The sequence below is a fragment of the Amycolatopsis lexingtonensis genome (genome assembly GCF_014873755.1).
Taxonomy (GTDB): Bacteria; Actinomycetota; Actinomycetes; order Mycobacteriales; family Pseudonocardiaceae; genus Amycolatopsis; species Amycolatopsis lexingtonensis.
Genome location: NZ_JADBEG010000001.1, coordinates 2,614,476 through 2,629,230 on the forward strand (window position 1 = coordinate 2,614,476; position 14,755 = coordinate 2,629,230).

The following is a 14,755-nucleotide window of genomic DNA, read 5'->3' on the forward strand; positions in this document are numbered from 1 at the left end:
GCGTTGACCCGGCAGCAAGGTTGATGGCAGGGCGTTGGCGCTACGGAAACGGCCGCCATGACGGTGGAGGGTCTTGCGCGCGTTGGGCCTCGACGGAGGTTCGGCGGTCACCGTGGAAGAGCGCCCGCCACCAACGTCTCCCTGCTGCGGTGAACTCCTCCACGGGAATCGGGCTACCGTCGAACCGTTCGACGGCCAGCTCCGTGAAGTCGACGACACCCTCGATGCAGTGCGGCAAGAAGCCGTCGAGTCCGGGAAGGCCGCACTCGTTGAACCAGTACAGCGAGTGCGCTGCCCCGGCCGGCTCCCGGGTGTGCGCCAAACTGATCACCGAGGGCCAGTCGTCGGTCAGGTCGGGGTCGTCGAGGAACTTCCAGCCGTACATCGACCCCGGCACCGCGATCGAGGCAAAGAACTCCTCGACCGCGTCGAAGTCACGCAGTGGGATCGCGGGCCCGTACCGGGGACTTTCGGCTGGTCGCTCACGGCGCAAGAGCACTCGGACCGTGGAGACCCCGGACAGGACCAGGGCCCTGCGCGGGTCCGGGTCGGCTGGACCGTGCTCGGGCAGCGTAAGCACGTGAAGCAGGATCACGACGCGTCCGTCCGGCCTCAGGCGAAGTCCGGCCACCGTAGCCTCGTTCAGTGCTTCGTCGAGATCTTCCGCGACCCACGCGACCATGACCGTGATGATCGCCGGTCCACGGGCCGGCATGAGAACCTGGGTCGCATAGTGATCCGGATGCTCGCGTCAGGGGAGGCACCAGTGAGCCGCTCAGCGTGGCTACAGGCGGCCGTTCGGGTTACCGAGGGCGTTCGAGAAAACCTGCGCTGCCCGGAAAATGACGATGACTTCCTGGAAGTGGAATGGTTCCCGTATACCGACAGCGGCAGCGGCGAGTACAGGCTGCGCTGCCCGTCGTGTGGTGCTGAAAACTGGATGCGGCACCACCGAGATCCTCAGTAACGGCCTCGCGCGCGGCCATGCCAGGCTGTCGTCCGCTCATCGTCATGAGCGGACCGCTCCAGCAAGCGCCGGATGCGCCGCCGCCACCGGCGGGCCGCGGCGAACTCCTGCTGGACGTCCGCCCTCCGCGCCACCAAGTACTCGAAAGAAATCATCACGCCTCCCCCGGTGCCGCTGTCACAGTCCCCGCATCGCGTTGGGAAAACCTTGCGCGGACCTTGTACCGGCGCCTCCGATCCGCTAGGCCTGAGAGCAGGGAGGGGACGCCGTGGTGGAACTGCGCGTGCTGGGCACCGTCGAGGTCGTGGCCGGCGGGACCCGGCTCGACATCGGGCACGCCCGGCAGCGGGACGTGCTGGCGGTGCTGCTGCTGGACGTCGGCCGGGCCGTGCCGGTCGACCGGCTGATCGACCGCGTCTGGGGCGAACGGCCGCCGCGGCAGCCGCGGAACGCCCTCTACGCGTACGTCTCGCGGTTGCGCGGGCTGCTGGCTCCGCTCGAGGGCATCGCGATCGAACGCGATCGCGGCGGCTACGTTCTCGTCGCCGACCCGCTCACGGTGGACGTGCGCCGGTTCGACGACCTCCTGCGGCGGGCGCGGGCGACGGCGGACGACCAGGCGGCCCTCGCGCTGTACGACGAGGCGCTGGCCCTGTGGCGGGGCGAACCGCTGAGCGAGCTGGACTCCCCCTGGGTCGACGGCGTCCGCGGCGAGCTGGAACGCAAGCGCCAAGCCGCGGAGCTGGACCGCGACGACCTCCGGCTGCGCACCGGCGCCCACGCCGAGGTGCTCGCCCGGCCCGGGCCCGCGACCGGGGAACGCGCGGCGGCGCAGCGGATCGAGGCGCTCTACCTCGACGGACGTCCGGCCGACGCGCTGCGGGAGTACGAAGAGGTCCGGTCACGGCTGGCCGACGAGCTCGGCGCCGACCCGGGGCCGCGCCTGCGCGGGATGCACGAGCGGATCCTGCGAGGCGGGCACCCGCCGGCCCCCCGGCAGCTCCCGGCCGCGCCGCCGTCCTTCACCGGGCGCACCGGCGAACTCGCGGCGCTCGACCGGCTGCTCGCGGAACCGGGTGCGGTGGCGGTCGTCTCCGGGGCCGGCGGCCTCGGGAAGACCTGGCTCGCCATGCGGTGGGCGACCGGTCACGCGAGCCGGTTTCCCGACGGACAGCTCTACGCCGACCTCCGCGGCTTCGACCCGGCCCACGAGCCGGTGCCCGCCGAACGCGCCCTCCGCGGGTTGCTCAGCGCGCTGGGCGTGGCTCCGGCGTCGATCCCGCCGGAGCCGGACGCGCAAGCGGCGCTGTACCGGAGCCTCACCGCCCAGCGCCGGCTGCTCGTGTTGCTGGACAACGCCCGCGACACCGCGCACGTGACCCCGCTGCTCCCCGGCGGGTCCGCTTGTTCGGTCCTGATCACCAGCCGGCACGAGCTGGGCGGCCTGCTCACCACCCGGGGCGCGGGGGCGCTGCCGCTGGGTACGCTGGACGAACCCGAGGCCAGGGAACTGCTCGCGCACAAGCTGGGCGCGGCCCGGCTGGCGGCCGAACCCGAGGCCGCGCGGGAAATCCTGCACCGGTGCGGCGGGCTGTCGCTGGCGCTCGCGATCATCGCCGCCCGGGTCACCGCCCAGCCGGACCGCCCGCTGGCCGCGCTGGCCGCCGAACTGCGCGAAAGCCGGCTGGACGCGTTGGACACCGGTGAGCTGTCCGCGAGCCTGCGCGCGGTGTTCGAGGTGTCCTACCGCTGCCTCGACGCAGGTGCCGCCACGGCGTTCCGCCTGCTCGGGTCGACTCCGGGCGGCGGCATCGGGCGCGCGGCCGCGACCGCGTTGATCGGGGACGTCCGGCCGCTGCGCGCGCTGTGCGCCGCGAACCTCCTGGCGGAGGACCCGCCGGGCCGGTTCCGGATGCACGACCTCGTCAAGCTCTACGCCGGCGAGCTCGCCGCCGAGACCGACGACCCCGGCACCCGGCTCGCCGCCTCGACCCGGCTGCTCGACCACTACCTCGGCTGGGCCTCGGCGGCCATGGACCTGTTCTCGCCCCACGAGCCGTACCTGCGCGAGCCCGCCGTGTGTCCGGCCGGCCCGCGGCCGGGCTTCGCCGACGCGGGCGCCGCGCGGGCGTGGCTGGACGCCGAGCGGGCGGCCATGCTGACGGCGGCCACCCAGGCTCCGCCCGAGCTGGCCGGGCACGTGGCCCGCCTGTCGGCGACGCTGTGGCGGTACCTGGAAGTCGCGGCGCACTACCACGACGCGCTCGCCCTGCACTCGGCCGCGCTCGCCGCGACCTGCCCCGGCACGCCGGAACGGGGCTTCGCCGACAGGGCCGTCAGCACCGCCTTGATCCGGCTCGGCCGCTACGACGAAGCCGCCGGCCACCTCGAGCAAGCGCTGTCCGTGGCCGTGGCGCGGGGAGACGACCTGCTCGAGAGCATGGTGCGCAACGCGTTCGCGACGATCGACGACATGCGCGGCCGCCGCGCGGCGGCCCGGGAGCACCTCGGCTTCGCGCTCGCCGCGGCACGACGGACCGGCCACCCCCTCCTCGAAGGCATCGCCCTCTGCAACATCGGCGAGCACCACCGCTGGTGCGGCGACCACGACACGGCGGTCGGCTACCTGCGGCGGAGCGGCCAGATCGCGCTGGACCTCGACTCGGCCGGCCTCGGCGGACCGGTACTGGCCGCACTGGGCGGCGCGTACGCGGGTCTGGGCCGGCCGGACGAGGCCGACGACTGCTTCCGCCGCGCCCTGGAGTTCGCGAAGACCGGCGGAGACACGAACCTCGAAATCTCGGCGCTCAACGAATTCGCGGCCACGAAGACCGGCACCGAGGCGATTTCGTGGTACGAGCGGGCGCTGGCTCTCGCCGAGCGAACCGGTCATCTTCGTGAACGGGCCGTCGCGCACCACGGGTTGGGTACGGCTCACCGGGCCGCGGGGAGCGACCCGGAAGCGAAGGTGCACCTCGAAGCCGCGTTGGTGGCGTACACCGAGCTGCGCAGTCCGGAGGCCGACGAGGTGCACGCCTTGCTCGTGCCGGATGGTGATTCATAGCCCGGATATCGCCGCGATGTGGTCGCCCGGCAGCGGTAACACTTCGCCCGCTTCGACCGCTTCGTAGGCGTGGGGTGGGAGCTCCGCTGCTGGCCCGCATCTTGCAGGAACGAGGGCCGACACCCGGAGCTTCGGAAAGGGTCGGCCATGACGGCATCTCCCGCGGCGGTGCTCGAACACCGCGCCGGCAGCAGGCACGGCGGCAGGCTCGTCGTGGCCCGGCTGCCGCAATTGGCGAACCACCGGGGCGGCGGCCCGGACCTCGTGCTGCGGTGGGGGCCGATGCCGCCCGCCGCCACCGTCGACGTTGTCGTGCACCTGCACGGCTTCTCCGCGCGCGGGGCTCGGATGACGCTGCCGGACGACAAGGAAGCCCGCAGCGGGCTCGATCTCGCGGATCCCGCGAACCCTTCGGTGCGGGGCAGGCGCACGCCCACGCTGCTCGTCCTCCCCCGCGGGCACTTCCACGGCGGGAAGTCCGGCGAGGGGTACAGCTTCCCCGCGCTGACCCCGCCGGGCGCGCTCGCGCGGCTGGTCGGCGACGCGCTGCGCCGGTTCTCCGCCGCGACCGGTGTGCGGGCCACGCGCGGCAAGCTCATCCTGACCGCGCATTCCGGCGGTGGGGCGGCGCTCATGGCGATCCTGCGGCACACCGACCCGGACGAGGTGCACGCGTTCGACGCGCTGTACACCGATCCGGCGCCGCTGATCGCCTGGGCCCGGAAGCGGAAGGCTGCCGGGACGGGTGCGCTCCGCGTACTGTTCCGGCCCGGTGAAGCGACCGCCGCCCACAGCCTGCGGGTCGCCGCCGCCCTCGCGCCGGGTACCCGGACCTTCCGGGTGGAGCGGACGCGGGTCGCGCACGACGACATCCCGCGGACTTTCGGGTGGCGGCTGCTCGCCGATCCCGGGGCGGACCTGCCGGAGACCGGCGAGCCGGAGCACGAGCTGGCGCCGCCGGGCGGGCCGCCGCTGTGCGAAGCGATCGCCAAGGTGGCGCGCGAGCAGTTCCGGCGCTGGCGGCCTGGCGGTGGGGCCGCGCTGAAGGAGACCGACGCGGCGGCCTCGGCCATCCTGCGCGAGTACTACCGCGACGGGGTCGGCGCGACCGTGACCGACGCGCAGCTGCGCAGCAAGGCCTACCAGTCGGGTCATCCGTGGAGCGCGGTGTTCATCTCGTACGTGCTGCGCAAAGCGGGCGCCGGGCCCGCGTTCGCCTATTCGGCCGCGCACCAGTCCTACATCCGCGCGGCGCTGGCCAACCGGCTGCGCCGGGACACCGCGAACCCGTTCTGGGCGTTCCGGGCGACCGAGGTCGCGCCCCGCGTCGGTGACCTCGTGTGCGCGGCGCGGCAGGACAGCGGTGCCACCTACGACAACATCGGGGACGCGCGGTACCGGGCCACGCACTGCGACGTGGTGACCGACGTGCGGCCGGGCCGGATCCGGGTGGTCGGCGGCAACGTCGGCCAGACGGTCGGCGAGAAGTCGCTGCGCACGCGCCCGGACGGCAAGCTCGACCTCACCGGCGCGCAAAGCTCGTTCTTCGCCGTCATCACCTGCCGCCGGGACGCGCCGCCGCGACAACAGCAGCAACAACCCCCGGGTACCACGCGGGACGCCCGGGTCCGGCGGGTCATGGAGCTGCTCGTGCACACCTACGGCTATCCCGTCAACGGCGCGGCCGGCGTCGTGGGCAACCTGCTCGCCGAGTCGGGGGTGCAGCCGGGCCGGATCGAGGGCAGCCGGGAGGACACCCCGATGCGGTCCGCCGACTTCACCGGCCGCGTCCGGGACTTCACGCCGGACGAGGTGCGGGACCGCAGCACGACCGCGCGCACCGGGCCGCGCCTGCCCGGCGTCGGGCTCGCGCAGTGGACGAGCGCGAACCGCCGGGCCGGGTTGTTCCGGCACAGCTTCCGCGGCCGGGTACCGGGCTCGGCCATTCTGTCCGATTTGGACGCTCAGGTGGACTACCTGGTCACCGAGCTGCGCCGGGACTACGCCGCCGTCGACGCGGTGCTGCGCTCCCCTGGCGTGACCGCCGACCAGGCGGCCGACGTGGTGGTGCTGCGGTTCGAACGACCGGCCGCGGTGCTGGACCGGCCGGTGGGCGATCCCGGCGTCCAGGCGGTGCTCGCCCGTCGCCGGGCGCACGCCGCACAGGCGCTCGCGATCCACCGGTCTCGATGAAGGGACGTGCTGTGAAGGATTTCTGGTTCGAAATATTCGCCACGGAAGAAGGCCGCTACGGCTGGGTGTTCTTCTCCGGTCGCCGCGGGCAGCAGCGAGAGCTGGCCCGGTCGACCCGGCTCTACAAGTCCGCCGGGAAGACCCGGCGGGCGATCGGGAAGCTGCGGGGCGCCCGGATCGGCCGGCCGTTCACCCTCCCGCGCACGACGTTCGAGTTCGTCCCGGGTGTGGTGCCCCTGACCGCCAAGGAGGCCGCGACGGGCGGCAGGCCCGTCGCGGCGGCCGAGCGGGCGGCCGGGAAGCCGCGCCGGAAGCCCGCCGAACCCGCGGAGCCGAAGGGAAAACCACGGGCCACCCGCACGCGGCGCCCGAAGGCGGACGCGCGGTGACCCGCGTGCGGCCCCGGCGTTGACCACCGCGGCCGGCCCGGCGGCGACGGTCGACGCCTGGCTCGAGGTCGCCGGGACACCCGGCGGCGTCCTCGAGTCGTTCGTCCGGGCCCTCGGCGAACTGGACGTCGCGCTGCGCCCGGGCGACGACGGCCCGCGCAACGGCGTCCTCGCCTTCGACACGCCCACCCCGGCGGTCGCCGATCGCCTCCGCGCCGTGTCGCGGGAGCGGCCCGGCCGGGTGCTCGCGGTGTCGACGTCCGGCCGGGCGCTCGGCGCGGACAGCTGGGCACTGCTGCGCGCCGGTGCTTCGGACGCCTGCACCTGGCGCGACGGCGACGCCACCGCGGCCCGGCACGTCGCCGAACGCCTGCGCCGCTGGCAGGCCATCGACGAGCTGCTGGCGTGCCGCCACGTCCAGGACTTCCTGGTCGGCGACAGCCCGGTCTGGCAGGCCACGCTGCGCGACGCCGTCGAGGTCGCCCGGTTCACCGGCGCCTCGGTGCTGATCACCGGCGAGAGCGGCACCGGCAAGGAACGGGTTGCGCAGCTGATCCACGAGCTGGATCCGCGGCGGGGCAAGAAGAAGCTCGTCGTGCTGGACTGCAGCACGGTCGTCCCGTCGTTGTCCGGCAGCGAGTTCTTCGGCCACGAGAAGGGCGCGTTCACCGGTGCCGCGGCGCCGCGGGCGGGCGCGTTCGAGCTGGCCGACGGCGGCACCCTGTTCCTCGACGAGGTCGGCGAGCTGCCGGCGCCGCTGCAGGCCGAGCTGCTGCGCGTGATCCAGGAGGGCACGTTCAAGCGGGTCGGCAGCAATCTGTGGCGCAAGAGCTCGTTCCGGCTCGTCTGCGCCACCAACCGCGACCTCACCGCGGCTCGCGCGGAGGGCGCGTTCCGCGACGACTTCTACTACCGGATCGCGGAGTGCACGCTGCGCCTGCCCAGCCTGCGCGAGCGGACCGGCGACATCATCCCGCTGTTCCGGCACTTCTTCCGCCAGGCCCGCCCGGACGCCGGCCCGCCCGAGCTGGAGGACGCGGTCCGCGAGCTGCTCGTCGGCCGGTCCTACCCGGGCAACGTGCGGGACCTGCGCAGCCTCGTGCTGCGCATCGTGCACCGCCACCTCGGCAACGGCGTCGTCACCGTGGGAGACGTGCCGGACCACGAATGGCCGGACCCGGACCCCGCTCCCCCGGCCGGGTGCACGAGCTGCGGCGCGCCGCGCGGGTAAGGCGGAGGAAGTTCCCGCCCAGCACCAGGGCTTCCGCCGACGGCGGCAGCCGCAGCAACCGGACCTTCGCCAGCTCCAGCCCGGGGTGCAGCCACGGCCCGTCCGAGCCGAACAGCACCTTCTCCGGGCCGGCCAGCGCGATCGCCCGCTCCAGCAGGTCGAACCGGCGCACCCCGGACGTGTCGGTATGCACGTTGGGGTGTTCGGCGAGCACGCCGGTGAACGCCAGCTGCGCGCTCCAGTCGTCGGCGAAGCTGCCCAGGTGCGGCACGATGAAGTCGACGCCGGGGAACTCGGTCGCGAGCAGCCCGGCCGCGGCGGTCTCGCCGACGACGTCGTACAGCACGGGCAGCCGGAACTCCGCCGCGACCTCGCAGATCTCCCGGCTGATGCGGGCGTCGTGGCGGTGCACCTTGATGCCGCAGAAGCCGAACCCGGTCACGGCGCGGCGCACCAGCGGCCGGACCCGGCCCCGGTCGCGCTCGGCGTGCACGAACGCGAACCCGAAGAACCGGCCGGGCCGCCCGGCGACGATCCGGCCGACCGCTTCGTTGGCGGTGGCGTAGTCGGAGTGGAACGCGGCGAACAGCGTCGAAGCGCCGATCCCCGCCTCGTCGCAGCGCCGCAGGTAGCGGGTCAGCGGCGCCGAGGTGTCCCACGGTCCGCTGAACCCGTCGCCGGGACCCGCGTGGCAGTGCGCGTCGATCACCCGCATCAGGAGCGGTAGGCACCGTGGCGCACCGGGGCAGGCGCGGCGTCGCGCCGCGTCAGGTCCACGCCGCTGACCGCGCGGTAGGCGTAGATGTACCCCTTCACCTCGGCGCGGAAGTACCGGGCCCACTGCGCCGCGTTCTCCGGGTTGATCACCACGCTCCACGCGGCGAACCGGATGCTGAGCAGCAGCTGCTCGCCGAACACGGCCAGGTCGCGGAAGTGCTGCACCGACACGTCCGTCCAGTGCTGCAGCCGGTTCATCGCCTCGACCCGGTCCATCCACGGCTCCTGGTACGCGACCATGGTCCGGGTCGCCAGGAAGTCCTTCAGCTCCGGGCGGGCGAGGATCCATTCGGCCATCAGCATTTCGTGGCGCGCCGTCCACGGCAGGTCGCCGTACTGGTTGTGCGCGCCCTGGGTGAGCAGCAGGTGGGTCTCCTTCAGCGCGTTCAGCATCCCGAACCCGTCGGCGATGACCGTGGTGTCGTCGTCGCAGCGGTAGAACACCTCGCACAGCGACAGGAGGTTGTGGAACGCGTCGAGGAACCGCGACCGGCTGTCCACGCCCCGCACGGGCGGGCCCTGCCGGGTCGAGAGCTCCAAGCCGTAGGCGTGGTCGTACTCGTAGGCGCGGCGCGACATCGTGAGCCGGTGCTGCTCGTCCTGGATCCAGCCCCAGACGAGGTTGTTGAGCGGGCGCAGCGGATCGATGTCCATGGTGGCCAGCGGATCCCGCCGCGGGGAGCCGGCCGCCCGGTTCTGGAACCGCCAGCTGATCGCCTTCAACGCCTGCAGCGGGCCCGCTTCGTCGGTCCAGAACGACCAGATCAGCTCGAGGAAGCACGGGTGCACGAGCTTGTCGGCCAGTATCCCGAAGCACGCCTCCGCGTCTTCGTCGTCGTTCGCCTTCCCGGTCACCGCCACGTCCCGCAACTGCAGCCGGATCAGCCCGAGGTAGGGCAGGACGTCCAGGGTGCCGCCGCCGTTCCCGCGGTCGACCTGGACGAGGTAGTCGCGGAACTCGCGCTCGATGTCGTTCTTGCTGACCGTCCGGTTGAGCCGGCGGGACTCCTCGGCGACGTCGACCCCGTCGAACACCCGGCGGTCGACCCCGCAGTTGACCATCAGGAAGACCTCGGCCGCGGCCTTGAGCAGGCGGTAGCGGTTGACGTTCGGGAACGGCAGCGCGGTGCGGCGCTCGACCCTGGCCAGCGCGCGCCGGTCGGCCCGGTCGAGCCTGCCCGGCGTGTCCCCGCACATCACCTGGTCGACGAACCGGCTGAAGTTCTCGAAGCCGATCGCGGTGGTGCTGTTGCGGATCGCGATCCACAGCGACTGGTCTTCGGTGGGCGGGACCTGGGCGCGTTTGAGCGTGACGGCCACGTCGTCGCCGGCCGCGAACGGCCGTTGCAGCACCTCGATCGGCCCCGAATCGGCGGCCAGTTCCTCGTCGCCGCCTTCGATGCCGACCGGCACGAGCAGCAGGCTGACGGTCCACGAGCCGACGGCCAGCGGGGTGGTGTCGAGGGTGGCCCGCAGCACCTTGTGCTCCCCCTCGGAGACCTCCACCCGGTCGCCGACGACGCTGGTCGCGCCGAGCAGGGCGATGCGGGTGGCCTCCGTGGTCAGCACCACCGGCCCGGTGAGGGTCCACGAGACCTCGTAGGTGCGGGAGACGGCGGGCAGCACGGCTTCGAGCAGCACGATGCCACCGGCGGTCGTGCGGTCCGGCTGCGCGGTGAGGACGAGGTCGTAGGTGGTGTTCTCGCCGCCGAGGCGTTCAGGGTTCGACACGGTGTTCCTCCAAGTGCGGTGCGCTGGCTGGCTGGGGTGGTACCGGGAGCAGGGGCTGCCCGGCGAACAGGCGGCTGGTGGCGCGGGCCGTCTCGAGCGTGCTGGTGACGGCCCACGTGCCGATCAGGCGGCGCAGCGTCGCGCTCTCCCGCTCCGGCGGGAGGAGCCCGTCCGCCCGCGCCTGGCCGAGCACGGCGAAGGCGAGCATCGGCGGCGCGGCCGCCATCCGGTCCGGGTCCGCCTGCCAGGACCAGAAGTGCCGCGACAGGGCCGGGCGCGTGCGGTCCGGGCTGGCGAGGACGTCACCGAGCGCGCGGCCCCGCAGCCGTGGCGGGCGGTGCCCGGCGACGAACCCGACGAATTCCGGGATGTCCGCGCGCAGGCCGTCCAGGGTGTCGGCGAGCTCGGGCCGCAGCCCGGTCAGCGGGTACATGGACTGCCACGTCTCCGCCAGCCCGGACCACTGCGGGTCCGGGTAGAAGTGAGCACCGACCGCGCAGCTGAGCAGCACCCGCAGCCACGGGACGGGGTGGGGGTCGTCGTCCGGCGGCCGGAAGACGAAGCCCCGCGGCAGGCTCACCAAGCCGAGCAGGCCGAGCGTCGAGCCGATCCCGACCTTCGCGACCGCCCAGACGTCGGCGACGATCTCGCTGAGCCAGTTCCGCCACAGCTCCCGGACGTGGTCGCCGGCCCGCCACGGGGTCTCGTCGAGCCGGGCTCGCAACGACTCGACGAGCCCGAGCAGCGCCGCGCCCTGGTGCCCGGCCTCGTGCCCGAGGGTCGAGGCGATCCCCAGCCCGATCCGTTCGCGCGGGATGCGCAGGAGCGCGACGGGGTTGTCGCCCCCGCCCGGGAGCCGGGTGCGGGATCGGCGGATCGAGCCGCCGATCCCGCGGTGGAACGAGCAGACGACGGGTGGTCCTTCGATGGGCGTGCCGGGCAGCCGCAACGCGTCCGCGGCGGCCAGGTCGAGCCCGGAGAGCAGGACGCCGTTGTCGTGCTCGCTGCGCTGGGTGATCACCTCCGAGAACAGGTCGAACTGGGTCAGCGCGTTCTGGAAAGCCAGGCGCAGCACCCAGAACCGGCGCTGCTGCTCGGCCGCGGGGACGGCCGCGCCGTCGTCCCGCAGCCACCGCAGGAACTCCTCCGCCCGGCGGCGGACCACCCGCCTGCCCGCGATCAGGTACTGCTCGATCCCCGACAGCGCGGCGGGCGACAGCGCCGCCGCCGCGACGCAGGTTTCCTGCAGCACGAACGGTTCGACCGCCGCGAGCCGGGTCAGCAGCGCGCGGGTCTCCTGTTCGAGCAGCCAGCCGGCGGACACGGCCATGGTCGCTCACAGACCGCCGTGGCGGGAGTGGCCCCGCCCGTTCGCGCGGTACGCGTATTCGCTCTGCGACGCGGGTGCGCTGTCATCGGACGGTTGCGCGGGCTCCGGGGCCGGGGTGGGATCGGGGGCGTCGACCGGCACGGCGACCCACCGGAAGCCGGGCCGCGGCGGTCCGGGCGGCTGGGCCGGTTCGGCCGCGGGCTCGGGTTCGGGGCCGGTCGGGTACGGATACCCGTAGCCGGGGTGGCTGTAGCGGGGCCGGTAGCCGAAGCCGTGGTAGCCGTAGTGGCGCCGGTGCGGGCTGCCGTGGCGGCGGCGGAAGCTGCGGTAGCGGCGCCCGTAGAACCGGCGGGCCATCGGGGAGATCCGGCGCAGCCCGCGGCGGTACAGCGACGGCGCGAACCGGCGCGAGGCCCGGAACAGGCCGAGTTCGCCGACCAGCCGCGGCGAGCCGCCGTCCGGCGCGGAAGCCACGTCCTGCGCCGCCGCCGACGTCAGGCGGACGATCCGGCGGGCCGTCTCGAACTCCTCCTGCTCCTGCGTCAGGGCCGTCTCGCCCTCGAACAGCGACCCGGCGGCGGTGCCGAGCGCCGAACCGACCTGGGTGCCGATGCCGGGCGCGATCGCGGTGCCGATGGCCCCGCCGAGCGCCGGCAGCGCCGACTTGGCCAGCGGCTTGACCGCGGCGATCAGCGCGCGGCCCTGCGGGGAGTTCGCCGCGCCGCGCACGCCCTGCACGACCTTGCCGACGGCGTTCACCAGCCCGCCGAGGAAGTGGTCCAGCTCCTCCTCGCTGGAGACCTCCATCAGGTGCCCGGCGAACTCGGCTTCCTGCGCCGGCGAGAGCGCCAGTTCGTCGTGCTCGGCTTCCTGGCCGAGGACGCGCTTGAGGATCTTGCCGAGGAACTCGTCCTCCGCCTCCCCTTCGCCTTCACCCTCGGCTTCGCCGTAGCCCGACTCGTACTCGCCTTCCGCCTCGCCTTCCTTCATCAGGCCGCCCAACAAGCCGCCGAGCACCTTGCCCGCGAGCGGGATGAGCGGCAGGAACCGCTCCTCCTCGGCCTCTTCGGACTCCTGGTACTCGCCCTGCCCGTATTCGCCCTGGCCGTATTCGCTATTGCCCGCCTGTTCGTACTCGCCGTAGCCCTGCTCGGCCTCGTACGGGGCTTCGCCTTGGCCGCCGTATTCTTCGTCGTCGGGCCAGCGACCGCGCCGGCCGCGCCGCCCGTACTCGGCCTCGCCGTACTCCGCCGGGGTTTCTGTTTGGAACATGCGGGATTCCTTTCCTGGTCGTGGCGCGAGCCCGGGCACGAACTCGCGCGCCGCCGCTTCGACCGCCGCCGCCACGCCGTCCGGCGTGCGCGCCGCCCGGCCGGCCGCCGCTTCGGCGAACCGGACGAACCGGCGGGCGAGCTCGTGGTCGCGGTCTTCGGCGCTCATGCCTTCGAGCGCCAGGCCGTACACGTGGGGTGCGGGCACGCCACCGGCACCGACCAGCGCGGTCAGCGTCGGCACGGTCCGCAGGGCGGTCGTCGTGAGCACCCCGGTGAGCGCGCGGCCCGCCTCGCGGGAGAGCCGCCCGCCGCCCGCGCGGGTGACCAGCTCGCCGACGAACCTGGCGAGCCCGTCCCGGCTGGTCACGTCGAGCAGCCGGGCCGCGGTTTCGAGGTCCCGGGTGCGGGCCTCCCACTGGGTTCTCTGCACGCCCTGGACGTTGCAAGAACCGGGCCAGCCGGTCAGCGCAGCGCGGTGGAAGCGAACCCGAGGCGCGCGCGGTGCTTGGCGACCGTGCGGCGCGCGATCGGGTAGCCCGCCGCGCACAGCAGGTCGGCGAGGCGCTGGTCCGACACCGGGCCGTCCGCCGCGGCCAGCAGCCGGCGCAGTTCTTCGTCGATGCCGCCGCTGACGCCGAAAAACTTCGCCAGCGGCACGATCGTCCGGTCCGGCAGCAGCACGAACTTGTCGGCGACCGCGCGGCTCACCGTGGACTCGTGCAGGCCGAGCTCGGCGGCGGCCTCGGCGCGGGTCAGCGGGCGCAGCGCGGCCGGGCCGTCGCGCAGGAAGTCCTTCTGCCGCTCGACGGCGAGCTCGACGACCCGCCGCAGCGTCTCCCAGCGGTCGCGCAGCAGCGCGAGGAACGACCGGGCCTGCGGCAGCTGGCCGCTGTCCCGCCGGATCCGCAGGCGGTTCATCGCCGGCTCCACCAGGGTCACGGCGAATTCGCCGGAAATCTCCTCGTGCGGCCGGACGAGCACGTCCGGCACCACGTAACCGGTGCGGGGCGCGGCGTTGCCGTCGAACGCCGGGTACGGGCGCAGCCGCACTTTGACGAACTCCAGCACGCGCCGGACTTCGTCGCGGGACACCGACAACGCCGTCGCGATCGCCGCGAAGTGCCCCTTCGCCAGCGCGGGCAGGTGACCGGCGACGACTGCCCGCGCGAGGCGCGCGGTCGGGTCGTCCGGGTCGCAGTCCAGCGCGTCCAGCTGGCGCAGCAGGCACTCGGTGACCCCGCCCGCGCCGACGCCCGGCGGCCCGACCCGCCGGATCACCTCGGCCACCCGGGCCACCACGGCCTCCGGCACGCCGAGCTCGGCGGCCACCTGCGCGCACGACCGGTCGAGGAACCCGTGCTCGTCCAGGCTGCCGACCAGGTATTCGGCCACGGCCACCTCGGCGGTCCCGACCTCGGCCCGCACAGCACGCAGCAGCGCGTGGGTGTCGGGTTCGGCGTCCGGGGTCTCGAGCGGGGCGGCGAACGGGCCGGGACCACTCGCGCGCGCGGGTGGCGCGCACACCGGGCACCGCGTGCGCCAGCGGCCCGCGCAGACCGGGCATTCGCTCTCCAGCCGCTCGAGCGCGGTGTTGCCCACCAGCTCGTCTTCGATCGCGGCTCGCATCGCGTCGTAGGGCAGCATGAGCATCTCGCCGAAGACCACGAGCGCCGGCGACACCTCCAGACCGAGCCTCGGCTCCATGCCGAGTTCGAGTGAGAACACCACCTCGACCTCCCCCACCAGGCGACTTGGGCTTCGAGCCTCCTCAGCAAGAATCGGGCCAGACCGGCGTTCCG

General features: G+C 73.7%; 10 protein-coding genes. 4 read left to right on the forward strand and 6 right to left on the reverse strand.

Translation table 11 applies throughout. From position 1 onward, the window contains the following. Nucleotides 1-40 precede the first annotated feature (40 nt). Nucleotides 41-682 (reverse strand): hypothetical protein, encoded by a 642-nt coding sequence (locus H4696_RS12070; protein WP_143265042.1) that lies wholly within the window; start codon nt 680-682, stop codon nt 41-43. A 553-nt stretch (nt 683-1,235) separates the two neighbouring features. On the opposite strand from H4696_RS12070, the gene H4696_RS12075 reads away from it, so the two are divergent. From H4696_RS12075 to H4696_RS12090, 4 genes are all read left to right on the forward strand, one after another. After that, nucleotides 1,236-4,031 carry an AfsR/SARP family transcriptional regulator gene (locus H4696_RS12075; protein WP_086859027.1) on the forward strand — a complete coding sequence of 932 codons (2,796 nt, stop codon included), beginning with the start codon at nt 1,236-1,238 and terminating at the stop codon, nt 4,029-4,031. A 147-nt stretch (nt 4,032-4,178) separates the two neighbouring features. Further along, on the forward strand, nt 4,179-6,224 hold the full coding sequence (locus H4696_RS12080) for a phage tail tip lysozyme (protein ID WP_158104296.1): 2,046 nt from the start codon (nt 4,179-4,181) through the stop codon (nt 6,222-6,224). An 11-nt stretch (nt 6,225-6,235) separates the two neighbouring features. Next, nucleotides 6,236-6,613: a hypothetical protein gene (locus H4696_RS12085; RefSeq protein WP_086860131.1), complete on the forward strand. Its 378-nt coding sequence runs from the start codon at nt 6,236-6,238 to the stop codon at nt 6,611-6,613. A gap of 19 nt (nt 6,614-6,632) precedes the next feature. Beyond that, on the forward strand, nt 6,633-7,844 hold the full coding sequence (locus tag H4696_RS12090) for a sigma 54-interacting transcriptional regulator (protein ID WP_086860133.1): 1,212 nt from the start codon (nt 6,633-6,635) through the stop codon (nt 7,842-7,844). Here the strand turns inward: H4696_RS12090 and H4696_RS12095 are convergent. From H4696_RS12095 to H4696_RS12115, 5 genes are read right to left on the reverse strand one after another with little or no spacing between them, the layout of a single operon-like run. Next, nucleotides 7,753-8,559 (reverse strand): amidohydrolase family protein, encoded by an 807-nt coding sequence (locus tag H4696_RS12095; protein ID WP_086860135.1) that lies wholly within the window; start codon nt 8,557-8,559, stop codon nt 7,753-7,755. The genes H4696_RS12090 and H4696_RS12095 overlap by 92 nt on opposite strands. Beyond that, the gene (locus tag H4696_RS12100; RefSeq protein WP_086860137.1) at nt 8,559-10,352 is read right to left on the reverse strand and encodes a hypothetical protein; all 1,794 of its coding nucleotides are present in this window, start codon (nt 10,350-10,352) and stop codon (nt 8,559-8,561) included. The genes H4696_RS12095 and H4696_RS12100 overlap by 1 nt, the downstream gene beginning before the upstream one ends. Beyond that, nucleotides 10,339-11,682 carry a hypothetical protein gene (locus tag H4696_RS12105; protein WP_192782262.1) on the reverse strand — a complete coding sequence of 448 codons (1,344 nt, stop codon included), beginning with the start codon at nt 11,680-11,682 and terminating at the stop codon, nt 10,339-10,341. The genes H4696_RS12100 and H4696_RS12105 overlap by 14 nt, the downstream gene beginning before the upstream one ends. Before the next feature lie 6 nt (nt 11,683-11,688). Next, nucleotides 11,689-13,386 carry a hypothetical protein gene (locus H4696_RS12110; RefSeq protein WP_086860139.1) on the reverse strand — a complete coding sequence of 566 codons (1,698 nt, stop codon included), beginning with the start codon at nt 13,384-13,386 and terminating at the stop codon, nt 11,689-11,691. Between the two features lie 32 nt (nt 13,387-13,418). After that, on the reverse strand, nt 13,419-14,684 hold the full coding sequence (locus tag H4696_RS12115; protein ID WP_143265072.1) for an RNA polymerase factor sigma-54: 1,266 nt from the start codon (nt 14,682-14,684) through the stop codon (nt 13,419-13,421). Nucleotides 14,685-14,755 lie beyond the last annotated feature (71 nt).